Annotated in this window: 21 protein-coding genes, 1 pseudogene and 1 other annotated feature; of the genes and pseudogenes, 4 read left to right on the top strand and 18 right to left on the bottom strand. The window is 41.0% G+C overall.

What is annotated here, in order from left to right:
• Window positions 1–11: 11 nt before the first annotated feature.
• From HSISS3_RS06935 to HSISS3_RS06950, 4 genes are all read right to left on the bottom strand, one after another.
• The gene (locus tag HSISS3_RS06935) at window positions 12–695 is read right to left on the bottom strand and encodes a VIT1/CCC1 transporter family protein (RefSeq protein ID WP_008534034.1); all 684 of its coding nucleotides are present in this window, start codon (window positions 693–695) and stop codon (window positions 12–14) included.
• Window positions 696–812: 117 nt separating this feature from the next.
• Complete coding sequence (locus HSISS3_RS06940; protein ID WP_021152191.1) at window positions 813–1,796, bottom strand: oxygen-dependent tRNA uridine(34) hydroxylase TrhO; 984 nt, start codon at window positions 1,794–1,796, stop codon at window positions 813–815.
• Between the two features lie 190 nt (window positions 1,797–1,986).
• A complete protein-coding gene (locus tag HSISS3_RS06945) occupies window positions 1,987–2,700 on the bottom strand; it encodes an ABC transporter permease (protein WP_042771918.1) in 714 nt (237 codons plus the stop codon).
• Window positions 2,701–2,709: 9 nt separating this feature from the next.
• Complete coding sequence (locus HSISS3_RS06950) at window positions 2,710–3,621, bottom strand: ABC transporter ATP-binding protein (protein WP_021152193.1); 912 nt, start codon at window positions 3,619–3,621, stop codon at window positions 2,710–2,712.
• 152 nt (window positions 3,622–3,773) lie between these two features.
• Between HSISS3_RS06950 and HSISS3_RS06955 the strand changes: the two genes are divergently transcribed.
• Window positions 3,774–4,484 carry a LytR/AlgR family response regulator transcription factor gene (locus HSISS3_RS06955; RefSeq protein ID WP_021152194.1) on the top strand — a complete coding sequence of 237 codons (711 nt, stop codon included), beginning with the start codon at window positions 3,774–3,776 and terminating at the stop codon, window positions 4,482–4,484.
• Window positions 4,484–5,777: pseudogene (locus tag HSISS3_RS06960) on the top strand (GHKL domain-containing protein). The gene HSISS3_RS06955 and the pseudogene HSISS3_RS06960 overlap by 1 nt, the downstream one beginning before the upstream one ends.
• Window positions 5,778–5,942: 165 nt before the next feature.
• Here HSISS3_RS06960 and HSISS3_RS06965 read toward each other — a convergent pair.
• Window positions 5,943–6,644 (bottom strand): glucosamine-6-phosphate deaminase, encoded by a 702-nt coding sequence (locus tag HSISS3_RS06965; RefSeq protein ID WP_021152197.1) that lies wholly within the window; start codon window positions 6,642–6,644, stop codon window positions 5,943–5,945.
• Between the two features lie 151 nt (window positions 6,645–6,795).
• Between HSISS3_RS06965 and queA the strand changes: the two genes are divergently transcribed.
• Both queA and HSISS3_RS06975 read left to right on the top strand, forming a co-directional pair.
• Window positions 6,796–7,839, top strand: a complete 1,044-nt coding sequence (queA, locus tag HSISS3_RS06970; protein ID WP_021152198.1) for a tRNA preQ1(34) S-adenosylmethionine ribosyltransferase-isomerase QueA — start codon at window positions 6,796–6,798, stop codon at window positions 7,837–7,839.
• 96 nt (window positions 7,840–7,935) lie between these two features.
• A complete protein-coding gene (locus HSISS3_RS06975; protein ID WP_042771920.1) occupies window positions 7,936–8,400 on the top strand; it encodes a YcxB family protein in 465 nt (154 codons plus the stop codon).
• A 39-nt stretch (window positions 8,401–8,439) separates the two neighbouring features.
• Here HSISS3_RS06975 and HSISS3_RS06980 read toward each other — a convergent pair whose 3' ends face one another.
• The 13 genes from HSISS3_RS06980 to HSISS3_RS07040 form a co-directional block, all read right to left on the bottom strand.
• Window positions 8,440–10,167, bottom strand: a complete 1,728-nt coding sequence (locus tag HSISS3_RS06980; RefSeq protein WP_021152200.1) for an ABC transporter ATP-binding protein — start codon at window positions 10,165–10,167, stop codon at window positions 8,440–8,442.
• Between the two features lie 71 nt (window positions 10,168–10,238).
• A complete protein-coding gene (locus HSISS3_RS06985; protein WP_021152201.1) occupies window positions 10,239–11,975 on the bottom strand; it encodes an ABC transporter ATP-binding protein in 1,737 nt (578 codons plus the stop codon).
• 218 nt (window positions 11,976–12,193) lie between these two features.
• Window positions 12,194–12,451, bottom strand: a complete 258-nt coding sequence (locus HSISS3_RS06990; RefSeq protein WP_021152202.1) for a type II toxin-antitoxin system Phd/YefM family antitoxin — start codon at window positions 12,449–12,451, stop codon at window positions 12,194–12,196.
• A gap of 290 nt (window positions 12,452–12,741) precedes the next feature.
• Window positions 12,742–13,110, bottom strand: a complete 369-nt coding sequence (gene rplL, locus HSISS3_RS06995; protein WP_021145847.1) for a 50S ribosomal protein L7/L12 — start codon at window positions 13,108–13,110, stop codon at window positions 12,742–12,744.
• Between the two features lie 75 nt (window positions 13,111–13,185).
• Entirely contained in the window at window positions 13,186–13,689 is a 504-nt protein-coding gene (gene rplJ / locus HSISS3_RS07000) for a 50S ribosomal protein L10 (RefSeq protein WP_021152203.1), read from the bottom strand.
• Between the two features lie 31 nt (window positions 13,690–13,720).
• Window positions 13,721–13,857: a sequence feature (ribosomal protein L10 leader region), on the bottom strand.
• A 112-nt stretch (window positions 13,858–13,969) separates the two neighbouring features.
• Window positions 13,970–15,178 (bottom strand): ABC transporter permease, encoded by a 1,209-nt coding sequence (locus tag HSISS3_RS07005; protein ID WP_021152204.1) that lies wholly within the window; start codon window positions 15,176–15,178, stop codon window positions 13,970–13,972.
• Window positions 15,179–15,187: 9 nt separating this feature from the next.
• The gene (locus HSISS3_RS07010; protein WP_002889458.1) at window positions 15,188–15,892 is read right to left on the bottom strand and encodes an ABC transporter ATP-binding protein; all 705 of its coding nucleotides are present in this window, start codon (window positions 15,890–15,892) and stop codon (window positions 15,188–15,190) included.
• Window positions 15,885–17,138 carry an efflux RND transporter periplasmic adaptor subunit gene (locus tag HSISS3_RS07015; protein ID WP_021152206.1) on the bottom strand — a complete coding sequence of 418 codons (1,254 nt, stop codon included), beginning with the start codon at window positions 17,136–17,138 and terminating at the stop codon, window positions 15,885–15,887. The genes HSISS3_RS07010 and HSISS3_RS07015 overlap by 8 nt, the downstream gene beginning before the upstream one ends.
• Window positions 17,139–17,187: 49 nt before the next feature.
• Complete coding sequence (locus HSISS3_RS07020; RefSeq protein ID WP_021145854.1) at window positions 17,188–17,946, bottom strand: class I SAM-dependent methyltransferase; 759 nt, start codon at window positions 17,944–17,946, stop codon at window positions 17,188–17,190.
• A gap of 310 nt (window positions 17,947–18,256) precedes the next feature.
• Window positions 18,257–21,436 carry a carbamoyl-phosphate synthase large subunit gene (gene carB, locus HSISS3_RS07025; protein WP_021152207.1) on the bottom strand — a complete coding sequence of 1,060 codons (3,180 nt, stop codon included), beginning with the start codon at window positions 21,434–21,436 and terminating at the stop codon, window positions 18,257–18,259.
• Window positions 21,437–21,666: 230 nt separating this feature from the next.
• Complete coding sequence (locus HSISS3_RS07030) at window positions 21,667–22,755, bottom strand: carbamoyl phosphate synthase small subunit (RefSeq protein ID WP_002889463.1); 1,089 nt, start codon at window positions 22,753–22,755, stop codon at window positions 21,667–21,669.
• Between the two features lie 164 nt (window positions 22,756–22,919).
• A complete protein-coding gene (locus HSISS3_RS07035) occupies window positions 22,920–23,846 on the bottom strand; it encodes an aspartate carbamoyltransferase catalytic subunit (protein ID WP_008534002.1) in 927 nt (308 codons plus the stop codon).
• Window positions 23,847–23,870: 24 nt separating this feature from the next.
• Complete coding sequence (locus HSISS3_RS07040; RefSeq protein WP_002889465.1) at window positions 23,871–25,148, bottom strand: solute carrier family 23 protein; 1,278 nt, start codon at window positions 25,146–25,148, stop codon at window positions 23,871–23,873.
• Window positions 25,149–25,278 lie beyond the last annotated feature (130 nt).

Here is a 25,278-nt window from a genome sequence, read left to right on the forward strand (position 1 = left end):
CTTGTTAACCGTTACACATTCACAGGGAAGATATGACCTACTGCAAAGGTCACGAGCATGGTCAAGAGACCTACTGTCAAGTTACGCAACATCGCCTGTTTAACAGGTGCTTTTCCAAGCTTGGCACTAACATAACCAGTCAAGAGCAAGGTAAGTGCAACCACAACCACCGTTACAGGGATACGGTAAGGCTCAGGGAAAAGCAGGATAGCTAATGTTGGTGGCAAAGAACCCACTGAAAAAGCAAAGAAACTAGATACGGCAGCATGCCATGGATTTGTGATTTCTTCTAAATCAACGCCATATTTTTCTTCAACCAAGACCTTGATAGGATTTTTACTAAAGGCTTGATTGACCTTGACTTCTGCTGCTGTTTCGCAATCCCCCTGACTGAGGAAGGTTTGATACAAACTCTCTCTAGCTGCATCAGGTGAACGATCCAAGAGAGCCTGTTCCTTAGCGATGGCAGCTTCTTCGGTATCTTTTTGCGTTGACACACTGACATATTCGCCACCTGCCATTGAAAAGGCACCGGCAAAAATCGCTGACAAGGCTGAAATCAAAATAAACCAAATGTTTGATGTCGCACTAGCCACACCGATAACCACTCCCGCAATGGAAATGATACCATCATTGGCCCCCAAGACGCCAGCTCTCAAAATATTTAAACGTTCTGCAAAATTCTTATCTTCCAAATTTATTACTCCTTATTTAGAATCATTCTAAATATTACTATAGCAGTTATTTAGAATGATTACAAATAAGAAGCTTGAAAAAGCCGAGATTTCTCTCAACTTCTTCTCTATTTAAACTTAGGCTGGTGTTACATCCAAACTCTCACCAATAGCCGCAAGGCGTGAGACAACTTCTTCTTGGCTCAAACCATTTTCAGAGACATAACGGTTACGTGGGTGGACACGGCATTCGTGTGAGCAACCACGGAGGTATTTATCTTCATTTTCCTCTGAAGCAAGGATACGACGGTTACAGAATGGGTTACCGCAGTTGACATAGCGTTCGCAAGGCGTGCCATCGAACCAGTCCTTACCGACAACGATAGGGTCTACATGGTTAATGTCAACGGCAATACGCTCGTCAAAGACATACATCTTACCATCCCAAAGCTCCCCTTGAACCTCTGGATCTTTTCCGTAAGTCGCAATACCACCATGCAATTGGCCAACATCTTTGTAGCCTTCACGGACCATCCACCCTGAGAATTTCTCACAGCGGACACCACCAGTACAGTACACAACCACGCGCTTGTCCATGAACTCTTCTTTATGGTCGCGGACCCATTGTGGCAATTCACGGAAGTTGCGAATGTCTGGACGAATGGCTCCACGGAAGTGACCAAGGTCATACTCATAGTCGTTACGTGTATCAAGGACAACAGTGTCCTCATCTAAAAGAGCATCTTTAAACTCTTTTGGTGACAAGTAAGCACCTGTAGTTTCAAGTGGATTAATGTCGCTGTCAAAGTTATCATCCTCTAAACCAAGGTGGACGATTTCCTTCTTGTAACGAACAAACATCTTCTTAAAGGCTTGCTCTTCTTCCTCATCAATCTTGAACCAGAGGTCCTCCATCCCTGGAAGGCTGTGAACGTAGTCCATGTATTTTTGAGTGGTTTCATAGTCACCAGAAACCGTTCCATTAATCCCCTCGTCAGCGACTAGGATACGGCCCTTTAGACCGATTGACTTACAGAAAGCCAAGTGGTCAGCCGCAAATTGCTCAGCATTTTCGATGGGAAGGTATTTATAATAAAGCAATACTCGAATAGGTTTTGCCATTGAATGTCCTCTTTCTTTATGAAATATCTATAGTTGTTGTTTGATAGTCAAAGTCAACTTAATTATTATAGCGCTATCAAAGAGGACTAGGCAATTGATTTGTTTGGAAGCACATTTTCACAGAAGAAAAAGGCTGAGTGCCAGATGCCTCAACCTGAGTTTCGTGGGATTATTTTTCGACAAGATAGTATTACAATTCTTTCTGTAGTGTTCCTAAGATAAGCAGTTGTGTCAGAAAAATCCAGAAAACAAGAACACCTATATCTACAAGCGAAACAGTTCCATGTCTATAAAAGCTAGCTCTAAGAAGATTCGCAGAAGGGACAAATGGAAGTAGAAAATAAAGTTGATCTAACCAATCTGGAAGACGACCTGCCGGGTACATGATTGGTGAAAACATAAGACCAATCATTAAAATAAGCTGAGACATTAGCGTGACAATATTTTGGGAAAAAATATAAGCAATTGAAAATCCTAGACTAATCATTGTTAGGCAAATAAGCAACATCACAAAAACAGACAAAATTGACAAATTTAATTGTACAGAAAAGCGAAGACAGCCTAATAAAAAAGAGAAGAATACACCTGGTAAAATAGCAATTAACCATATACATAGGTCAGCTAAAGAAATTAGAATTCTAGGAATAGGTAAAGCTCGAATATAGTCCACATGACCTTCTGACTTGGCATTAGCTATAACAGGAGATGAAATCGTACAGCCAATAGAAATAACTCCCATTAAAACTGATCCAGAGGCAAGATAGTAAGCAGTTGTTGTGTCCATCTTACCAATTACCAACGGATACCCAAAAAGAAGTGAAACGGACAAAAGCACTTGAGCTAGTGTGAATAGAATGAATAGATTTTTTTGTCGAAGATAGTTCCAACGAAGTAAGTAAAAAATTGAGTCATATCAGTTAACAAGCTCCTCTTTATAAAGATCGGAAATAGATAATGTTTTCATCTTAACTGAAAGGTTTGAAATAAGCCCTTTTTCTAGACCTTCCTTAACTTGAATGAGTATTCGGGTTAATTCACTTTCCTCAATTTCCATCTGACAAACACAACCATTGGCTATCGTAAAATGTTCGAATAGACTTAAAAATTCTTTACTAACAAAATTGAAAGAAATTTGATAATGATTTTTATAAGACATTTGGTGTACTGGACCAGATTTTAATAATTTACCATGGTTAAAAAGAGCAAAATTATCCGCATATTTTTCAACTTCTAGTAGATTGTGGGTAACAATGATAATAGTGTGTCCTTTATAAGCCAGTTTTTGTAATAATCGCCACTGTTTTTCACGACGTACAGGATCAACATCGTTGGTTGGTTCGTCAAGAAGCATGATATCAGCAGTGCCAATTAATGCCATGGCAAAAGATGTAAGCCGTTTTAAGCCTCCTGAAAGATTCTTCCCTTGTTTATCACGATATTCTTCTATTTCCAGATCTGCTAGAAGGTGCTCAATTTCTTTTTGGAGTTCTGAGGTACTTAATCCTCTCATTCTTCCAATCATCTCTAAATTTTGCTCAACAGTTAACTTTTCAAGTGGTGCATACTGTTGTGACATATAACTCATCATTGTTCGAGCTTGTTTACGGTTATGTATAAAAGAAATATCTCCGTAGTGAACATCTCCCTGATCAGGCTTAATAAAACCAATCATTTGCTTTAAAAGAGTTGATTTACCAGCACCATTATGTCCTATAAGAGCTGTGATTTTTGCAGCTTCTAGCTCTAAAAAGATATGGTTATTAGCAAAATGTTGTTTATCAAATGATTTTGTTAGATTTTCAATGGTGAGCGGCTCAAAAGTCATAATTTTATTTCTCCGTATTGTAAAGATTTTCCAGCATACTTCATTTTTGATAGGGTTATTGTATAATAACCTTAAGAGAGTCTTATGATTATGTCATAATTGACCAATTTAACGTTATAATTAACATACAGAAATGAGTGAGGAGGTTTTCAATGTTAAAAGTTGCTATTTGTGATGACTCTGATAGAGATGCTAGTCAATTAGAACATTATTTACTTTCTTATGATAAATTTCCTCTAGAAACAAAACTTTATACAAATCCACAAAAACTGTTAAATCAGCTAACGCCAGACATCCACTGTGTCTTTTTGGATATTAATATGCCAGGAATCAATGGAATTGACATAGCACAGAAGATTAGAAAATTTAATCCTTTCATTCCTATTATTTTTGTGACAAGTTACCGTGATTATATGGAGCAAGTCTTCGAAGTTCAGACTTTTGACTATATCGTAAAACCGATAGAACCTCAAAAGTTAACGAAAGTATTGGATCGTATTTTGCGTTTTTTGGATATAGGCCAAGCACTTTTCACCTTCTCATTTGGTAAACACAATTACTCTGTTCCTTCAAGCGATATTGTATTTTTTGAGAAAGATAAACGTTCAGTATTTATATACACAAAGACAGGTACCTACAAGTCTCTACTAAAAACAAAAGAGATTTTGGAAAAACTCCCTAATTATTTTATTCAAATTCATGCTTCCTATATTTTAAACCCCAAATACATCAAAGACTTTGACTCAAAAACAGTTACTATTTTACTAAATGGGACTGAAGAACACCTACTCCCAATTAGTAGAAAGTTTCAGTTTTCTTTTAAAGAAAAGTATTACAGCTATCTAAGTGAAAGGCATTTTTAATGTTAGTAGGATTACGAATAATCAGTATCTTGTACGATTTATTTCTAGCAAGTATGTTATTTTATAGACCATTGTCCAAAATCAATATGAAAAAGAAGCCTTTAGTAGCCCTTTTTTTCATATTGATTTTTCATGGGGAACTCGTGTTCCTATTCTCTGAAAGTCGTATTTTTTTGGTCAGTAATCTCCTTCTAAACATTTTAGAATACTATCTAATCGGCCTCAATTTTGATTATCCTATTCGCCAGTCTTCCTTCTGGATTCTTTTACAAACTAGTCTAAGTTTGTTAGCAGGGGCTGTCCTAAACCAAGGAATCCAACTAATTTTACCTTTAGGGGAACTATCAAAAAATTTAGAAGCCATTAGTTTGTATCTCGGAATAAGTTTCATCTTATCTACAGGAATAACTCTTATTTTACGAAAGCTTCTCCTATCCCATCAAAAGCTTCGTATTGCTACTTCTAAGGGAAACTGGCTTTATCAGTTTATCGTGCCTCTTTTATCTATTTTCTTTGCTTTTACAATATCTGCCATTCAAGGAGGGGTATTTGGAGCAGATTACCTGTCAATCATTTCTCTCTCATCTCTCATTGTATTGACGCTCTCCTCTCTTTATTTTAATCTGTACCTTGCTCGTCAACAGCAGCAATATTACCAAAACCAATTGGAAAAAGAACAACTACAGTTCCAAGTTCGAGAAATACAACAATCTCAAGAAGAGTATCAACGTCTCCAAAGCCTTCGGCATGACTTAAAAATAAACATTTGACTCTTTTATCGCTTTTAGAGAAAAATCCTGAAGAGGCAAAAGATTATCTTTATTCACTAACAGATAGTATAGTAGGTGAACAAACTTTCTACTCTAAAAATCAAACTATTAATTTTTACTTAATCAAAAACTACATCATTTAAAAGATGAGATAGAAATGGAAATTGATTGCTTTGTACCACAAGAATTATCTATTCAACCAGATATTTTAGCTGTTATATTAGGAAACTGCCTAGACAATAGTATTGCAGCTTGTCTCAGACTACCAAATAAGGAAAGAAGCTTATCACTTAATATCCGATACTTTCAACAAAATATTTTTATCAATATTAGAAATAATTTTGATGAGAAAGAAAAATCTACTCGTAAATCCCGTCAAAAAGATGGCTGGGGGTTGCGAAATATTGATGCTCTTGTTCAAGAATATCAAGGTAAAATCAAACGCTTTATAAAAGATGGACAATATCAAATAGAGATTTTATTACCAATAAAAATAGGGACTATTCCGACTAAAGAACTTTAGGTAATTGATGAAAAATGAGTAATAATTAGGTAACGTAAATATTTGAGGTCAAAATCTATATTATATTTATTCATTAATAAACAGGTTGAGTAGCACTAGCTCAACCTGTTTTTTTCTATAACTTTCTGATTACCTAACTCGCATCTGCTCGACTCATGTATTATCCTACAATTTTGCAGCAGCTGCCTCATCCAAGATAAGAGTCACATCTGGATGATTTTGCAAAACACTAGCTGGTACTTCCTCTGTCACAGGACCCTTGGCCATCTTGAAAATGGCATCTGCCTTCTTGTCGCCATAGGCAAACAAGATAATCTTCTTAGCAGCCATAATAGAAGCAATTCCCATCGAAATAGCCTTCGTAGGGACTTGATCACGACTGACAAAGAAACGGCTATTGGCTTCAATGGTGCTGTCAGTCAAGTCGACCACATGGGTTTGACTATCAAAAGGCGTACCTGGCTCATTAAAACCAATATGCCCATTACTTCCGATTCCTAGGATTTGCAGGTCAATAGCATGGTGTGCCAAGACATCATCGTAATCCTTAGCCGCCTGCTCCAAGTCCTCAGCCATGCCGTCAGGCAAGAAGCTCTCCTTAAATGGCTTAGCATCAAAGAGTTGAGCCTTCATAAAGGCATGATAGCTCTGCTCATGGTCTGGTGCTAGTCCGACGTACTCATCCAAATTGACGCTGTAAAGTTCTGAAAAATCCACGTCACTCTCAACCATCTCTTGGTAAAGGGCAATAGGGGAACTACCTGTCGCCAATCCCAATGTCTGAGCACCCGCTGCAAGGCTCTCTTTTAAAAGGTCAAAGGCAACCTTTCCTCCTTCAAGTTGATTTTTTACAATAATCGTTTTCATTTTTCACACCTCGCTAATTGGTATATACCATTTTTCTTTATTATCTCTTTTTTAACCTTTTTGTCAAGCGCTTTCACTCGACAAGTTTAATGACGGTCGTCCTATATCGTGCTATAATAAAAAGGCTGAACATTTTTAAACGAGGAAACAAATGAATACAAACGATTTTGATTTTGAACTGCCAGAGGAACTGATTGCCCAAACTCCCTTGAAGCAACGTGATGCCTCTAAACTCTTGGTCATTGACCCTGTAGCCAAGGAAATGACTGACACCCACTTCGACCACATCATCGACCAACTTAATCCTGGCGATGCCTTGGTTATGAACAATACACGTGTGCTTCCAGCCCGTCTCTATGGTGAAAAGCCTGATACCCACGGCCACGTGGAATTTCTCCTTTTGAAAAATACCCAAGGAGATCAATGGGAAGTTTTGGCTAAGCCAGCCAAACGTCTTAAAGTAGGTGCTACGGTTAGTTTTGGTGATGGGCGCTTGACTGCCACCGTCACTGAGGAACTGGATCACGGTGGGCGTATCGTAGAATTTAGCTACGACGGTATCTTCCTTGAGGTTTTGGAAAGCTTGGGTGAGATGCCATTGCCACCTTATATCCATGAAAAATTAGAAGACCGTGACCGTTACCAAACGGTCTATGCCAAGGAAAATGGCTCTGCCGCTGCTCCAACAGCTGGTCTCCATTTCACTCCTGAATTGCTTCAAAAGATTGAAGCCAAAGGCGTAAAATTGGTATACCTCACCCTCCACGTTGGACTGGGAACCTTCCGACCTGTTTCTGTTGAGAATGTTGACGAACATGAAATGCACTCAGAGTTTTACACCCTCAGCCAAGAAGCTGCCGATACCCTCAATAGTGTCAAAGCCGCTGGAGGTCGCATTGTTGCTGTTGGAACAACCTCTATCCGAACACTGGAAACAATCGGCAATAAATACGATGGCAAACTCCAAGCCGACTCAGGATGGACCAATATCTTTATCAAACCAGGCTACCAATTCACAGTCGTAGACGCCTTTTCAACCAACTTCCACCTTCCAAAATCAACTCTGGTCATGTTGGTTTCAGCCTTTGCTGGCCGTGAATTTGTCCTCGATGCCTACAAACACGCCGTCCAAGAACGCTACCGCTTCTTCAGTTTCGGAGATGCCATGTTCGTCACACGACGTGCTGAGAAATAAATATTAAAAAGAATAAGGTTAAAAATGTAACAGCATTCTTAACCTTATTTTCATTTACATTTTTCCTATGTTATAATGCTTGGTAAGGAGGGAAAAATGTTACCATTCACAATTAAAAGCACAATGACTAGGGACCTTTACCTTAGATTTTCTTGGAAAATTTTTAGACAACATAAATTTTCAATGGCTTATCTGATTATTATGCCTATTCTGATTCTGATATACTGTGTTGCAAATGGTCTACCAATTTACGGTATTTTCTTAGCATCTCTATTTTTGGTTGCTATGTATTACTTGATTAACATGAAAATGAATCGGACCTATAACAAGAATCCTCTAATGCAGGATCTTGAGTCGACTTTTACCTTTGAAGAAGACCATGTTACCGTCACCACAAAGAGAGGGACATTAACTCTTAATTATGAAGACATTACTGATATTTATGAAACTAAATACGACATTTTCATGATGACTGGAAAAAACTTTGGTAATCCATTTGTTAAGAAGGATCTTACCGAAGAAGAAATCCAATTTATCAGAAGTTTAAAACATAAAAAGTAAACAAAATGCCCACCAGTTAAAACTGGGGGCATTTTCTGTTTATTTCTCCGCAAACTGGCTATTATACAAATCGTAATAGAAACCTTTATCTGCAAGGAGGGATTCATGGTTCCCTTGTTCGATGATTTGACCATCTTTAAGGACCAAAATCTTGTCTGCTTCTTGAATAGTTGATAAACGGTGAGCGATGACAAAGCTTGTTCGACCTTGCATAAGGGTCTTCATGGCCTTTTGAATCAAGAGTTCCAGACGGGTATCAACTGATGAAGTTGCCTCGTCCAAAATCAAGATTTTTGGATCAGCCAAAAGCGCACGGGCAATGGTCAAAAGCTGCTTTTGTCCCAGTGAAATATTGCTTGATTCCTGGTTCATTTCCATGTTGTAACCACCAGGCAAGGTACGGATAAAATGGTCCACATTGGCAGCCTTAGCGGCTTCAACGATTTCTTCGTCAGTCGCCTCAAGATTACCAAAGCGAAGATTTTCCTTGATAGTTTCTTCAAAGAGCCAAGCATCCTGAAGCACCATACCGAACTGTTTACGATAATCCTGACGTGATAAGTTACGAATATCATGACCATCAACCGAGATAGAACCTGCAGTCACATCATAGAAACGCATGAGAAGATTGATAATCGTTGATTTTCCGGCACCAGTTGGGCCGACAATAGCGACCATTTCACCAGGATTGACTTCAAGATTAAAGTCACGAATCAAAGGTTTATCAGCCACATACTGGAAGTCCACATGCTTAAAGCTAACTTGACCGGTCAAATCTCCTTCAAGCACTTCAGTAGCATCATTAGCCTCGTCTGGTTCATCCATCAGTTGGAAAATACGGTCCAAAGAAGACTTAGCACTCTGCAATTGTCCAGCTAACTGAGTCAAGTTCTGAATAGGTTGATTAATCTGCCAAACGTACTGAACAAAGGCCTGCATATTACCAATCGTCAAGCGACCAGCCAAAACTTGCAAACCACCTAGAACAGCGACAATGAGATAGGTCAAGTCAGATAAACCGTTAAGAACCGGCATCATGAGTCCTGAAATGAAATTAGCCTTAAAGCCTACCTTCTGAAGGTCTTCCGTAATTTTCTTAAAGTCGTCCAAGGATCTATCCTCACGGCCAAATAGCTTAAGCACATTGAAGCCGGTCAGATTTTCTTGAACAAAACCATTAAGAGTACCTAAGGCATCAGCTTGTTGTTTAAAGTAGGGCTGAGACTTACTCATGATATAGCGGGCACCAAAGAATGTAATCGGAATAGTGATGACAACTATAGCTCCCAATTGAAGATTAAGGTAAAGCACTGTCCCGATAACCAAGGCCAAAGTAAAGACCGCATTAACTACCTGCAAAAAGGACTGCTGCAAGGCATTCGAAACTGTCTCGACGTCACTGGTAAAGCGTCCCAAGAGGTCTCCAAACTGGTGCTTATCAAAGTATGACACTGAGGTACGATTGATTTTCTCGGTCATCTCATTTCGCATATCTTGAACCGTTGCTTGCACAGCATTGGTCATGAAATAGTTGGAATAGTAAGAAGCTAACTCATAAATGAGACCACGCAAGAGATAAAAGACCAGAACCACACCAACATAGGAAACGTTGATATGGGCACCTTCCACACCCTTGAACATGTCCAGTGTATTTTTAGTCAGTTCCGTAATGGCTAATCCAATCACAACAGGTTCAAGAACACTCATGATGACACTAACAATTTTCAGGAAAATAGCTAAGTAAAGTGGCAAACGATAAGCCTGCAAGTAGGACCAAAGACGGCCAAAACTTGAGGAATGAGTTGTTTTCTTTTATTATTCTTCATTTTGACCTCCTTCTAATCTTCTGTAAGACTCTTTTGATTCAATTGAGAATTGGCAATTTCACGATAAATCTCATTGCTTTCCATAAGCTCTTCGTGACGGCCACGACCAACGATTTCACCCTTATCCAGAACAATAATCTGGTCAGCATCCATGATAGTTCCCACACGTTGCGCCACGATCAAGACTGTCGCATCCTGAGTAACCTCTTTAAGACGACGGCGCAAGGTCGCATCAGTCTTGTAGTCCAAGGCAGAGAAGGAATCATCAAAGATATAGACATCAGGACGTTTAACCACTGCACGTGCAATTGACAAACGCTGCTTTTGTCCCCCAGAAAGGTTGCTGCCACCCTCAGCCAAGTGAGAATCGTAGCGTTCTTCCTTACTTTCAATAAATTCCTTGGCCTGAGCCACATCAGTAGCTTGATTCAATTCCTCATGACTGGCATTTTCCTTACCGTAACGGATATTTTCACCGATAGTTCCTGTAAAGAGCAAGGCTTTTTGTGGAATAAAGCCAATCTTACGACGAAGAGCCTTAAGATTGTAGTCACGGACATCTACACCATCAACAAGAATGCGTCCAAGTGTTACATCATAAAAGCGTGGAATCAACTGTACAAGTGATGATTTTCCTGAACCCGTAGATCCGATAAAGGCAATGGTTTCACCAGGTTTAGCCTTGAAGGAAATATTGTGCAGCACAGGACTTTCCGTTTCACCAGGATAGGCAAAGGTCACATTGTCAAATTCCAAATATCCCTTAGTTTCAGTCTCTGTCACGCCATCTTCATTTGGATTGATAGAAATCGGCATGTTCATAATTTCCTGCAGACGTTCACTAGACACCGCCGTACGAGGATACATGGTAAAGAGATTGGCTAGAAAAAGGAAGGACAATAGCGCATGGAAGCTGTACTCAATAAAGGCAACCAAGTCCCCGATAGCTAAACTTCCAGAGCCTAATGGCTCAAGAGCAAACCAAACAATAGACACAATCATAGCGATGATGATTTGCACAAAAAGTGGCTCGGTCAAACCAGTCAATTTGAAAAGTTTATTTGAATTATCCGCATAGACAGCATTTTCAGAGGCAAACTTCTTCTCTTGGAAATCTTCTCTAGCGAAAGCTCGAATGACACGAAGTCCAGTCAGATTTTCACGAGCATACTGGTTAATCTTGTCGAGAGTTGCCTGTTGCTTTTCTGATAGTGGACGAGTCTTTATCGCCACATACCAGACAACTACGGCTAGGAAAGGCAAGGAAATAGCCACAATCCAAGCCAAAGATGGACTGGTCGTCAAAATCAAGAAGACACTGGAAACCATCATCAAAGGAGTGATAACCCCTAGCTTAAGAACTTGATCCGCAAACTGCATGAGAACAAAGGCATCTGATGTGATACGAGTCACCAAAGAGGATACCCCAATCTGCTCATACTCGTGGTGGGAATACTCCTGAAGCTTAGCATAAATGTCATTACGCATGACTTGCACCATCGTGGTCGTTAACTTACCAACCGCATAGGCCAAGAGCACACGACCAACAATCCCAGTCAAAACTACACCAAACATGACCCAAGCATAAGCGTAAAGCTTATCAACATCACCACGGTTTATTCCCTCATCAATCATTCTGGCAAGAACCGTCGGCAAGCCCAAGTTAGCAATAACAAATAAAATGGCTGCCGTAAAATTCATTACTAGCCACTTAGGATAACGTCTGAGATAAGACCAAATATAAGCCATAAATGTCTCCTTTTCTTTTTAGCATTTACCATGCCTTTAAGATTTTTATAGTTATTTACAACCACTAAAGCCGTAAAAGACACAGAAAAAGGGCGTGACAAGCACGCACATTACCTACATTCTAACAAATGAAAATATTAAAAGCAACAGAAAAAACCAGAGCTTATGCCCTGGTTTTCTATCTATCTTGCTATCACTAAATTATCTGTTTTATCGCTTCATTTCGCTAATTCCTTGAAGGCATCTAAATGACGAGACAAAACAGAGTTAGCCACATCGTCGACTGTGACCTGCTCTGCAACTTCTGTCCCACCTTGTTCATTTTTAATTAAGGTGTCATATTCTACCAATACATACTTGGGCTTATTATTTTTTAGAATCACTGCAGTCCCCTTGCTGTCGACCATACGAGCAACTTTAGAAAAATTTTGGTTAGCTTCAGAAATGGGAACTAAATTTTCAAGATTAATCTGCATCATAATCCTCTCCTTAGATTTATCATAGCATTTTTTTGCGAGAAAACCAGTAAATAGGATATAGTTGTCCTAGAAAGCGATTCTAAGACAATTAAAGTACATCCTTGTAGAGGACATGATAAACAAAACCAGTCTAAAATAGAAAAACAAAAAACTACCAAAGAATTTTTGGCAGGATTTTTGGCAGGAAACCGAATCAATTTATCAGTTTCACATAATCGTTTATCGCAATAAAAAACCAGAGCTTATGCCCTGGTTTTCTTTATTAAGCGACTTGAGTCGTTACCTTATTATTTAAGAGTAACTGAAGCTCCAGCTTCTTCAAGTTTAGCTTTAAGTTCTTCAGCTTCAGCTGCAGCAACACCTTCTTTAAGAACTGATGGTGCACCGTCAACGATAGCTTTAGCTTCTTTAAGACCTTCGCCTGTGATTTCACGAACAACTTTAATAACAGCAACTTTCTTGTCGCCTGCAGATGTCAATTCAACGTCGAATGAATCTTTAGCAGCACCAGCGTCAGCAGCACCACCAGCAGCAGCAGCTACAGGAGCAGCAGCTGTTACACCAAATTCTTCTTCGATAGCTTTTACAAGGTCGTTCAATTCAAGGATTGAAGCTTCTTTAATTTCAGCAATAATGTTTTCAATGTTCAATGCCATTGTGATTTCCTCCAAATGTGTTTTTAAAATATAATGTTTTAAACGTAGCTTAGGCTACGAGTTGTGAAGATGGGCTTATGCAGCACCGTCTTCTTTGCTTTCTGCAACCGCTTTGACAGCGTATGCAACGTTGCGCACTGGCGCTTGAAGTACAGAAAGAAGCATAGAAAGCATACCTTCTTTGTTTGGAAGTGATGCAAGAGCGTTGATTTCTTCGACTGAAGTGAACGCACCGTCAACAACACCACCTTTGATTTCAAGAGCTTCTGCGTCTTTAGCAAATTCGCTAATAACTTTTGCTGGTGCGATAACATCTTCGTTTGAGAATGCTACTGCAGATGGTCCAACGAAAAGTTCTTTAAGGTCTTCAAGACCTGCTTCTTCAGCTGCACGAGTCAAGATTGAGTTTTTGATAACTTTAAATTCAACGCCTGATTCACGAAGATTACGACGAAGAACTGTATCTTGGTCAACTGTAAGTCCACGAGAGTCAACAACAACGATAGATGATGCTGCTTTCATTTTCTCAGCGACGATGGCAACTTGTTCAGCTTTTTTAGCAATAATAGCTTCACTCATTAGTAGTTTTACCTCCGTTTTTATTTTTGGGCTAGGTACAAAAAAATCGCACCTAAACCTAGACACGAAAGTACAATACGTTACAAAAAAATAGTTACGTTTTGTGCCTCGGTTGGATGTTTATGAGTTTAACTCCCCAACTGTCTTAGGTCAGTTTTTTCAAACCTTATATATAATATCATGACCTAAATCAGACGTCAAGAAAAAAATGTCATTTTTTATATTTTATGTTTAAAGAACATAAAACCTCTTAAAATCCAAAGATTCCAAGAGGTTATTTCTAATCATATCTAAGCGCTTCGATAGGATCGAGTTTTGAAGCTTTATTGGCTGGGAGAAGCCCAAAAATAATCCCCACAGCTGCTGAAAAGGCAATGCTTCCTATAGCCACACCGATAGAGACACTTGCTTTCAGATCCATAGCACTTCCAATTGGTCCAACGACTAGGGCTGCAAAACCAAGTCCAATCAGACCTCCTAAGATTGTCAGAACCATGGACTCAATTAAAAACTGGGTCAGAATCTTGCGACGGGTAGCTCCAAGCGCCTTGCGCAGACCAATCTCTCTAGTCCGCTCAGTTACCGAAACCAACATGATATTCATAACGCCGATGCCACCGACTAAGAGTGAAATGCCAGCAATTGCTCCGACAACGGTAGTAATGGTTCCAAAGATTGTGTTCACCTGATTTAAGGTCGCACTCATATCTGCCGCCTTATACTGCCCATTGTCATCCTGAGATAACTGCGTCAATTGCTTGGCAGCCTCCTTGGCAATGGCACTACTATTTTGCACATCGGTCACATGGAAAAAAATTTGGCCAATAGCATCAGTGTTATTTTCAGCCGCTAACTGGGTATTAGCCACAAGAGCTGTTCCAATTTCACCATAGGCACCGATTGCAGTGTCTTTATTTTTGTAGACACCAACCACTCGATAATCATTATTTCCTATAGTAATGACTTGGTTAAGGGCATCGTCAGTCGTTTCAAAGAGTTTTTTAGCTACCAGCTGATCGATGACAACAACGCGTGAAAAGGTTTTATAGTCATTGTCTTGCAGAGATCGTCCTGTCAACATTTCTAACTTTTTAGCTTTAAAGTAGCCCTGACTGGCACCTGTGATATTAACATTCTTCACGGTCTTTTTCTGAAGAGAGATAGAGGTTGTCAGGTTGTTGGTCACAAAATAACTATCCACACCTGGCGTCTGTCTCACCACCTGCTCCAACCAAACTTCTTTGACTGGTTTGGTTGGCTTTGCCAAATCAGCATAGGCAGGGTCTAGTTCCTCCCCTTTAGCCTCATAGTAGACTTGGACAATATCCTTATCACCTGTCACGCTATCAGTTACACTCTGACGCATTCCGTTTCCTAGACCCATGATGAGCACGACAGCAGCAACACCAATAATAATACCCAACATGGTCAAAAAGGACCTCATCTTGTGTGACCGAATAGAACTAAGAGCAAATTTCCAATTTTCCATACTTACCTCCTAGTCAATTCGAACGCTATCCGTCGTGTCCTGGGTAATTTCCCCATCACGGATGACAATCTTACGTCGGGCATAGTCTGCAATCTCTGGCTCGTGGGTAACCATAATAATGGTTTTCCCCTCACGATTCAGCTGGGTTAAAAGCTCCATAATCTGCATTCCCGTCTTGGTATCTAGGGCACCCGTTGGTTCATCTGCTAAAATGATTGCTGGATTATTAGACAGTGCACGCGCAATAGCCACTCTCTGCTTTTGTCCACCCGATAGCTCTGATGGTAGGTGATGGCTACGGTCAGACAAACCGACTTTTTCCAAGAATTGTTGCGCTTTTTGCTTACGTTCACTCGGAGATTTTCCAGCATAAATTAAGGGAAGCTCCACATTCTTTTGGGCGCTTAGCTTTGGTAGGAGAAAAAACTGTTGAAAGATAAAGCCAATCTGATTATTTCGCACCTTAGCCAAGCGGTTTTCGGAGAGTTCAGCCACATCCTCATCCTCGAGTTGATAGGAACCAGATGTCGGTCGATCAAGGAGTCCAATAATATTCATAAGCGTTGACTTTCCTGAACCAGAAGGGCCCATGATAGCCACAAAGTCCCCTTCCTCAACTGATAAATCAATGCCTTTAAGGACTTGCAGAGTTTCAGGTCCATTTTTGAAGGACTTGGTAATGCCTTTTAAAACCATAAGCGCTGGCTTAGTCACTAGACCTCACCTCTTCTCCACTGGTGTCTTTGGACTTTTTACCCTTAGCATCTGTCACGTCCTTTAGAGTCTCACCATCCTTAAAGGATTTATCGGCCTTGGTGATAACCTTTTGGCCTTCTTTAAGCCCTGATGCAATCTCTTGTTGTTTAGCATCCGCATTGCCAAGCTTGACTTTGACTTGCTTAATCTTCTGACTGTCTTCGTCGTAAACCCAGACATAGTTGTCAGAACCTTTCTTAGTCACAGCAGTTACAGGAACCAATAAAGCATCTTCGTCCTTAGTAACCTCAAGAGACACATTGAAGCCTTGTTTGAGCTTACCGATAGGACTGGTCAATTGAACCTTGTATTCATATTGAGAACCCGTTTGACCTGAATTTCCCGAAGCATTAGCTGACTGGCTGGCATTTTGCTTCGGATAATTGGAGATATAATTGACTTTACCTGTCCAGGTTTGGTCTGGGTATACTTTTGACGTAATCTTGACCTTTTGCCCCACTGAAATATTTGGCATATCATACTCGGTTAAGGTTCCCTGAATTTCGAATTGACCTTCACTAGTCACGTGAACAAGGGTCTGGCTCTCTTTGGAAGCAGGGTCCACAGAGTCTGCCACTTCTACGACTGTTCCATTCACATCGGAAACAATGACCGTTTGATTAAGTACATCCTGAGCCTTTTCGAGTTCTGAGGCTGCATTAGCAACGGCATCATTATAATCTTGCAAGGTTTGGTAATTACTGGCTTCGGTTTGCTGACGCTGTTGAGCTGTCACTGCAGCTGTCGAATCATCTTCGTCTGTATCCTCGCTAGTTTGCGCTGAAGCTGCAGGAGCTGTTCCATACTGTTGGAAATAATTACGATCACGAACAGCCTTGTTATAGGCACGACTTGCAATATCGTAGGCTGCTTGGGCAGATGTGCTATCATATTGAACCAACTGCTGACCAGCACTCACTTCTTCACCTGCAGAAACAGTTACAGTGGCGTTACGACCAATGGTATTGTCAAAATAAACGTACTGCTCTGACTGAGCCTTGACCATACCCGTTAGGAGGGTCGAGGAGGCCAGCTGTCCCTTGATGACCTTACTTGCTGTAGGACCTTCAGCAGCCTTGTTCCCTTGGCCACCTCCTCCCAAAAGGTTAAAAATCAGGATCAATAGGACAAGAATCCCTATGCCTCCAATGATCCAAACTCTTTTCTTATTTTTAAATAGCTTTGGACTGATTCTCTTTCGCATACGTCTCTCTTTCTAATTGTATTGTATAGATGTAACAATTGTAATATTTTTAAGATTCCCTGTCAATGAGTTCCAGTACACCATAGTGTAGCTTTTGATTGGGACGAACCTGACGTTCAAACCCAAGTTCTTCAAAAACGGTATCACGAAAATGCGCCTTGATGATAATTTTTTCCCGTGCAACACGCTTAGCCTCATTTAGCCATTCTTCTGTCAGACGACTGCCATTGGCCAGAGGCTTGATAGCCTCAAGATTTTCCGATTCCTTAATGGTCTCTGAAAACATAGGATCAGCATAGATGATGTCAAAAGAATTGTCAGCTTGAGCCTTCAAAAAAGACAAACTATCGCTCTTAATAGCCTTAATAGAACTCATGGCCTTTTCAAGCTGCTTATCATCCGTCTGATAAGAGGCAAGACCACGAGAAACCACCTGAAAAATCACATCTTGACTCTCAAGGGCAATCACCTGATTTCCCACTGCTGCCATCACTAAGCTATCAGAAGCCAAACCCATGGTCGTGTCAAGAATAGTCTTGGGAGACTTGCCTAAAAGACTGACTAAAGCGTCATGGGGGGCCGTAATCCTTAGGGCAGCCGTATCTGGATGGAAGGTCAATTCACTAGCATCCGCATTGATAAAAGATAGTCTGTCTTTGTATAGAAGATAGAACGGTCCAAAGCGCTCTAAACATTTCGCCAAAGATAGCTTGCGCCGAGGCTGGTAGTCAGCTCCGAGGTCGAGAGCTAAGGCTTGGGCACGGGCAATCAATTCCTCATTTTCACGTAAAGATGTCGTAATAATCATGTTTCTAGTATAGCAGAATTTAAGTAGCCTAAACCATGGTCTTAGCTTTCATTTTTAACTTTCTAGCTTACATTTGTGTAAGAAAAAAGCCCCAGCAAGGCTGAGACTCATTACAGCAATCAACTAGGTTTAAATATGACACGAAAGATAAAACTCTGTAGGGAATATGAAAGAGTTTTTTTGCAAACCTCATCAGCTTAAACCGAGACTTCTGGCAGTGATTAAAACGCCTGAAGCGATTAGTCTCAGACGTTCGGAAGTTTTATCTTCACTAAAAAAGCCCCAGCAAAGCTGAGACTCTCTTTCATAATTAGATAGCTTCTGTTGTAAAGCTACGGCTTTCAAGCACACGCACCATAGCATCTGCTGTATCAAGCGCTGTGAAGAGTGGGATACCTGCTTCAATAGCTGAGCTACGGATAGCTGCACCATCTTCGTCATAAGTACGTTTGTTACCAACAGTATTGACAATAGCTTGCGCTTTACCTGAACGAACAAGGGCTGGGATGTCGTTGTCATCATTTTCACCCAACTTGTGCACAAGTGTTGCCTGAACACCATGTTCATTCAAGAACTTAGCTGTGCCTGCAGTAGCATAGATGCCGTAACCGATAGCATCGAAACGACGGGCCAAACCAAGGGCTTCTTCTTTGGTATCGTCATGAATCGTAAAGATAACATTACCAAAGGTTGGCAAGTGAAGGTAAGAAGCTTCAAAGGCTTTGTAGAGGGCCTTCTCAAGCGTTGCATCTGTACCCATAACTTCACCAGTTGATTTCATTTCAGGTCCAAGGAGGCTATCTACCTTAGCCAATTTTGTGAATGAGAAGACTGGAGCCTTGACATGAACGTGTTTGCTTTCAGGATAAAGGCCATCTTTGTAACCTTGCTCTGCCAAAGATTTACCAAGAATCAAGTTTGTAGCCACCTGAGCCATTGGAATATCCGTTACCTTAGACAAGAATGGCACGGTACGGCTGGCACGTGGATTCACCTCGATTACATAAACCGTTTCGCCCTTGATAACGAACTGAATATTCATCATACCAATACAGTTAAGACCGATAGCCAAACGTTTAGTGTAATCAGCAATCGTTTCTTGGATTTTCTTAGAAAGGGTTTGTGGTGGGTAAACTGCCATTGAATCCCCTGAGTGAACTCCTGCACGTTCGATGTGTTCCATGATACCAGGAATCAAGACATCCTTACCATCAGAAATGGCATCTACTTCACACTCACGTCCAATGATATAACTATCGACAAGGACTGGGTGGTCAGGACTCGCCTTAACGGCTGTACGCATGTAAGAGCGAAGGTCGTCTTCATTTTCCACGATTTCCATGGCACGTCCACCCAAAACGTATGACGGACGAACAAGGACTGGGAAGCCAATCTTACGAGCTGCTTCAACCGCTTCTTCTTCATTTGTCGCTGTTTGACCTGGTGGTTGTGGGATGTTGAGGTCAATAAGAGCTTGTTCAAAGAGGTCACGGTCTTCGGCACGGTCCAAATCAGCAACCTGAGTACCCAAGATTTTCACACCTGCTTTAGACAATGGCTCAGCCAAGTTGATAGCTGTTTGACCACCAAACTGCACCACAACACCCTTAGGTTGTTCCAATTCGATGACGTTCATCACGTCTTCAAAGGTCAATGGCTCAAAGTACAATTTATCTGAAACTGAGAAGTCTGTTGAAACTGTTTCAGGGTTAGAGTTCATAATGATAGCTTCGTAACCTGCAGCTTGGATAGCTTTAACAGAGTGAACCGTTGCATAGTCAAACTCAACCCCTTGTCCGATACGGATAGGACCTGAACCAAGAACGATAACAGATTCTTTATCAGACTTGATAGATTCATTTTCCCACTCGTAAGTTGAGTAGAAATATGGTGTTGAAGATTCAAACTCGGCTGCACAAGTATCAACCATCTTGTAAACAGGAACGATATGATTTTCCAAACGAGTGGCACGGACTTGGTCAGCTGTTTGGTTCCAAAGTTCCGCAATCTTACGGTCAGAGAAACCATTGCGTTTGGCTTCTTTCAAAACAGCAATGTCGCCTACGTGAGTAGCCAATTCTTGTTCCAATTCGAAGATATGGAGCAATTTGTCAAGGAAGAAAATATCAATCTTAGTCAACTCTGACAATTCTTCGACAGTATAACCACGACGGATAGCTTCAGAAAGGTAGAAGAGACGGTCGTCTTGCGCTTTAACAACCTTTTCCACCAAGGCATCATCTGTTACTTCGGCAAGTTCAGGCATTTCATTGTGGTGAACACCGATTTCAAGCGAACGACAAGCTTTAAGAAGAGACTCTTCAATGTTACGACCAATGGCCATAACTTCACCAGTCGCTTTCATCTGAGTACCAAGACGACGTTCCCCATGTTCAAACTTATCAAATGGGAAACGTGGGATTTTGGCAACCACGTAGTCAAGGGCTGGTTCAAACATTGAGTAGGTTGTACCAGTGACTGGGTTAATCATCTCATCAAGTGTCAAACCAACAGCGATTTTAGCCGCCAATTTAGCGATTGGGTAACCTGTTGCTTTTGAAGCAAGAGCTGATGAACGAGACACACGTGGGTTTACTTCGATAACATAGTACTTGAAGCTATTAGGATCAAGCGCCAACTGCACGTTACAGCCACCCTCAATCTTAAGGGCACGGATAATCTTCAAGCTGGCATCACGAAGCATTTGGTTTTCAATATCTGACAAGGTTTGCGTTGGGGCAAATACGATTGAGTCCCCTGTGTGAATACCAACTGGGTCGAAGTTTTCCATGTTACAAACCACAAGAGCGTTGTCAGCAGCATCACGCATTACTTCGTATTCGATTTCTTTGAAACCAGCGATAGAACGTTCAATCAAACATTGGGTTACTGGTGACAACTTCAAACCATTTTCAGCGATTTCACGAAGTTCTTCTTCATTGGCACACATACCACCACCGGTACCACCAAGGGTAAAGGCAGGACGGACAATAACTGGATAACCAATTTTTGAAGCAAAAGCCACTGCTTCTTCCACCGTATTAACAATTTCAGATTCAGGAATTGGCTGATGCAAATCTTCCATCAATTGTTTAAAGAGATCACGGTCTTCGGCTTGGTCAATGGCAGACAATTTTGTCCCCAATAATTCAACGCCAAGCTCATCAAGAATACCAGCTTTAGACAATTCCATGGCCATATTCAAACCAGTTTGTCCACCAAGTGTTGGCAAGAGAGCATCAGGACGTTCTTTACGAAGAATACGTGTCACAAACTCCAGTGTGATAGGTTCAATGTAAACCTTGTCTGCGATTTCTTTATCAGTCATGATAGTCGCAGGGTTAGAGTTGACAAGAACAACACTGTAGCCTTCTTCTTTCAAGGCCAAGCAGGCTTGCGTACCAGCATAGTCAAACTCAGCAGCCTGACCAATGATGATAGGACCAGACCCGATAACCATAATTTTTTTAATATCAGAACGTTTAGGCATAATTTATGATACAAAGCCCGTTAAGGACCCAGTGAAAATAGGAAACGTGACGACGACGCCTAAGCGTCTAGTCACCGTTTCTCTTTTTCACACCGTCCTTAGGGCGTGTTCACTTTCGTGAACTTGTATCTTCTCCTTTCTATTTGACAACTCTCTGGTTGTCATTAAATAAGGTAGTAGACTGGGGCAAACAAGAATCGCACCCCATTATAGTCACTAGACAGTTGCAATTAACGACGTGCTTTTTCAGCTTGGAAAGCATCAATCAATTCCAAGAACTCATCAAAGAGATAGCTAGCATCGTGTGGACCAGGTGCTGCATCTGGGTGGAATTGCACTGAAAAGGCAGGGAAGTCACGGTGACGAACACCTTCAACTGACTTATCGTTAATCTCTTCGTGTGTTACCATGAGGCAATCTGGAAGCGTGTCACGGTCAATAGCATAACCATGGTTTTGGCTGGTAAAATCAACACGACCAGTCGCAATTTCACGAACCGCATGGTTAAAGCCACGGTGACCAAACTTCATCTTGTAAGCCTTGGCACCATTCGCCAAACTAAACAACTGGTGACCCATACAAATCCCGAAAATTGGAATTTTACCTTGGATGCCACGAATCATATCAAGTGCATATGGCACATCTTCAGGGTTACCAGGACCATTTGACAACATCACACCATCGGGATTAAGATGGAGAATTTCTTCAGCCGTAATATTGTGAGGGACAACCGTCACATTACAGTCACGTTTTGAAAATTCACGCAAGATAGAGTGTTTAAGACCAAAGTCAACCAAAACAATGTTTTTACCAACACCAGGTGCAGGGTAAGCTGTTTTAGTAGAGACCTGTTCAATATTATTTGTAGGCAAAACAGTGGCACGTAATTGATCTTGCAAGTGCTCAATACTGTCACCAGGATCAGCCATAGTTGCCTTCATGGTACCGTGTTGACGGATAATCTTAGTCAAGGCACGTGTATCAATACCAGAAATACCAGGGATGTTTTTAGCCTTCAAAAACTCATCCAAAGTCATTTGGTTACGCCAGTTGCTGGCACGACGGCTAGCCTCTGATACCACCACACCCTTAGTTGTAGGTGTGATTGATTCATAGTCATCACGGTTAACCCCATAATTACCAACAAGTGGATAGGTAAAGGTCAAGATTTGACCATTGTAAGACTGGTCAGTGATAGATTCTTGATAACCTGTCATACCAGTATTAAAGACGATTTCACCCGTCACATCCACATCAGCACCGAAGGCCTGACCTTCAAAAATTGTGCCGTCTTCCAAAATAAGTAAACGTTTTGCCATTATAGTAAATTGTTCCTTTCACTAAGATACAAAGGGCGTTAAAAATCTGAATGAAAAGCAAATCTGACAGAGAAGCTCTAGCTTCTAGAAAGATTTAGCTATTTTTCGAAGATTTAGCCCGTGTTCATTTTCGTCTGATTCTCTCTGGAATCTGTTAACGTTGTTTACGCTTTGCCATTTAAAATAGCTTCAATAATTGCCATACGGACAAAGACCCCATTTTGCATCTGAGCAACGATACGAGCCTTAGGCGCTTCCACCAAGCTATCAGCAATCTCCACATCACGATTAACCGGAGCAGGGTGCATGATGATAGCATGGTCTGCTAACTTGGCATAACGTTCTTCAGTCAAACCATAGAGAGCATGGTATTCTTCTTTTGAAAATCCCTTGTCATCCCCATGACGCTCGTGCTGAACACGAAGCAACATGAGCACATCCAGGTCCTCAATCACATCGTCAATGGCGACATGCTGACCATAGACATCAAATTCATTAGAGTACCAAACTTCAGGACCAGCAAAATACAGCTGAGCACCCAAACGCTTGAGAATCTGCATATTTGACTTAGCCACACGAGAATAAGTGATGTCACCGGCAATACAAACCTTAAGATTTTCAAAAGTTCCAAACTCTTCGTAAATGGTCATCAAATCAAGCAAACACTGACTTGGGTGTTGCCCAGAACCATCACCCCCATTGACAATAGAGGTCTGAATGGTTCTACTATCAATCAACTGCTTATAGTAATCAACTTCCGAGTGACGAACCACACAGATGTCCACACCCAAAGCAGACATGGTCAAAATCGTATCATATAGGGTTTCACCCTTATTCACTGAGCTTGTTCCAGCATCGAACTCAATCACATCCAAACCAAGTTTCTTCTCAGCCACTTCGAAGGACTTGTGGGTTCGAGTTGAATTTTCAAAAAAGAGATTGGCAGCGAAATACTGTCGATCCAGCTGGAAATCAGCTCTGCCATTTTTAAAATCTCCACCTCGACGAATCAGGCCCAAGACCTCTTCATTCGTGAGGGTTTCCATGGTCACCAAATGCTTGAGTGACACTTTTCCATCTGCAATCGCCATAGTTTTTCCTTTTAAAATGATTAACTAATCCTTGCTACCTTTATTAGGGTCTGGCAAGATTTGGTAAAGCAAGATACCGAGAATAGTCGAACTTGCCACACCAGTAATTTGAAGACCACCAAGGTCAATCATCAAACCACCAATACCTGATACCAAGATAACACTAGCAATCAAGAGATTCTTTTTATTATCAAAATCAATCTTATGTTCAACTAAAATTTTCATACCGCTAGCAGCGATAACCCCAAAGAGGGCAATGGAAATACCACCCAAAACAGCCGTTGGGATGGAACTCAAGAGAGCAGATACCTTACCGATAAAGCTCATCAAGACCGCAATCACTGCTGCACCTGCAATAACGTAAACTGAGTAGACCTTACTGAGGGCCATAACCCCAATATTTTCACCATAAGAAGTTACCGGAGGAGCTCCAAAGAAACCAGCAATGATTTGTGCCAAACCATCTCCAGACAAGGTATGGTCAAGACCTGGATCTTTGAAGTAATCACGACCAGTCAAACTGTTTAGAACCATGACATGGCCAAAATGTTCCGTCATTGTCACAAAGGCAATCGGAGCCATAGTTAAAATCGCACTTGGATAAAACTTGAAGTCGTAATTCACAAACGGAATATCAAAGCTTGGAACTTGGAACCAATGAGCAGCCGCAACTTTTGAAAATTGAACAAACTCATGTCCCGTTAACCAACCAAAAACCACTGAGAAAATATAACCAACTATCAAGCCCAACAAAATTGGAATAACACCAACAATTTTCTTGCCATACATGTTAAAGAGGATAACCGCAAAGAGAGTCACCATAGAAATTACAAGGCTGAAGACACTATAGGTGTCATTAACCATTGTCGCATCCTTAACAGCATTAGCCGCAAGACTTAAACCGATAACAATGATAATAGGACCGACCACGATTGGCGGAAGGACCTTATCAATCCAGTTATTTCCTGCGTACTTAACAATCAAGGCAACAATCAAGTAGACCAAACCACCAGCCATGGCACCTTGAGCCACCGCCGCAATACCATCAGACTTCATAAGCATCTGCATAGCCGCAATGTAGGCAAAACTAGACCCCATATAAGCTGGAATCTTATACTTAGTCACCGTCAAGTGAGCCAAAGTTCCCAAGCCAGATGAGAAAAGAGCAATGGCAGGATCAATCCCAACCAAAATCGGCACAAGCACCGTAGCACCAAACATGGCAAACAAGTGCTGGAATGACAAACCAACCAACAAACCAGGTTTCGGCATATCATTCACATCATATTTTACGTTATTCACGATATCAAAGGACTCCTTAAAACAAGATACAAAGGGACGTTTTGGCGTAGCCAAACATTTCTGCAGAAAAATAGGAAGTCGACAAGGCACTCCAAAGAGTGCTAGGAGACTTATCTTTTTTCCTAAGAAA

It is taken from the genome of Streptococcus sp. HSISS3 (genome assembly GCF_000448605.1).
Lineage (GTDB): Bacteria > Bacillota > Bacilli > Lactobacillales > Streptococcaceae > Streptococcus > Streptococcus raffinosi.

Excerpts from the sequence above, each read along its gene's own strand:
- HSISS3_RS06940 (WP_021152191.1), bottom strand. The coding sequence starts at position 1,796 with ATGGCAAAACCTATTCGAGTATTGCTTTATTATAAATACCTTCCCATC.
- HSISS3_RS06950 (WP_021152193.1), bottom strand. The coding sequence starts at position 3,621 with ATGACTTTTGAGCCGCTCACCATTGAAAATCTAACAAAATCATTTGAT.
- HSISS3_RS06955 (WP_021152194.1), top strand. The coding sequence starts at position 3,774 with ATGTTAAAAGTTGCTATTTGTGATGACTCTGATAGAGATGCTAGTCAA.
- HSISS3_RS06965 (WP_021152197.1), bottom strand. The coding sequence starts at position 6,644 with ATGAAAACGATTATTGTAAAAAATCAACTTGAAGGAGGAAAGGTTGCC.
- queA (WP_021152198.1), top strand. The coding sequence starts at position 6,796 with ATGAATACAAACGATTTTGATTTTGAACTGCCAGAGGAACTGATTGCC.
- HSISS3_RS06975 (WP_042771920.1), top strand. The coding sequence starts at position 7,936 with ATGTTACCATTCACAATTAAAAGCACAATGACTAGGGACCTTTACCTT.
- HSISS3_RS06985 (WP_021152201.1), bottom strand. The coding sequence starts at position 11,975 with ATGGCTTATATTTGGTCTTATCTCAGACGTTATCCTAAGTGGCTAGTA.
- HSISS3_RS06990 (WP_021152202.1), bottom strand. The coding sequence starts at position 12,451 with ATGCAGATTAATCTTGAAAATTTAGTTCCCATTTCTGAAGCTAACCAA.
- rplL (WP_021145847.1), bottom strand. The coding sequence starts at position 13,110 with ATGGCATTGAACATTGAAAACATTATTGCTGAAATTAAAGAAGCTTCA.
- rplJ (WP_021152203.1), bottom strand. The coding sequence starts at position 13,689 with ATGAGTGAAGCTATTATTGCTAAAAAAGCTGAACAAGTTGCCATCGTC.
- HSISS3_RS07005 (WP_021152204.1), bottom strand. The coding sequence starts at position 15,178 with ATGGAAAATTGGAAATTTGCTCTTAGTTCTATTCGGTCACACAAGATG.
- HSISS3_RS07015 (WP_021152206.1), bottom strand. The coding sequence starts at position 17,138 with ATGCGAAAGAGAATCAGTCCAAAGCTATTTAAAAATAAGAAAAGAGTT.
- HSISS3_RS07020 (WP_021145854.1), bottom strand. The coding sequence starts at position 17,946 with ATGATTATTACGACATCTTTACGTGAAAATGAGGAATTGATTGCCCGT.
- carB (WP_021152207.1), bottom strand. The coding sequence starts at position 21,436 with ATGCCTAAACGTTCTGATATTAAAAAAATTATGGTTATCGGGTCTGGT.
- HSISS3_RS07030 (WP_002889463.1), bottom strand. The coding sequence starts at position 22,755 with ATGGCAAAACGTTTACTTATTTTGGAAGACGGCACAATTTTTGAAGGT.
- HSISS3_RS07035 (WP_008534002.1), bottom strand. The coding sequence starts at position 23,846 with ATGGCGATTGCAGATGGAAAAGTGTCACTCAAGCATTTGGTGACCATG.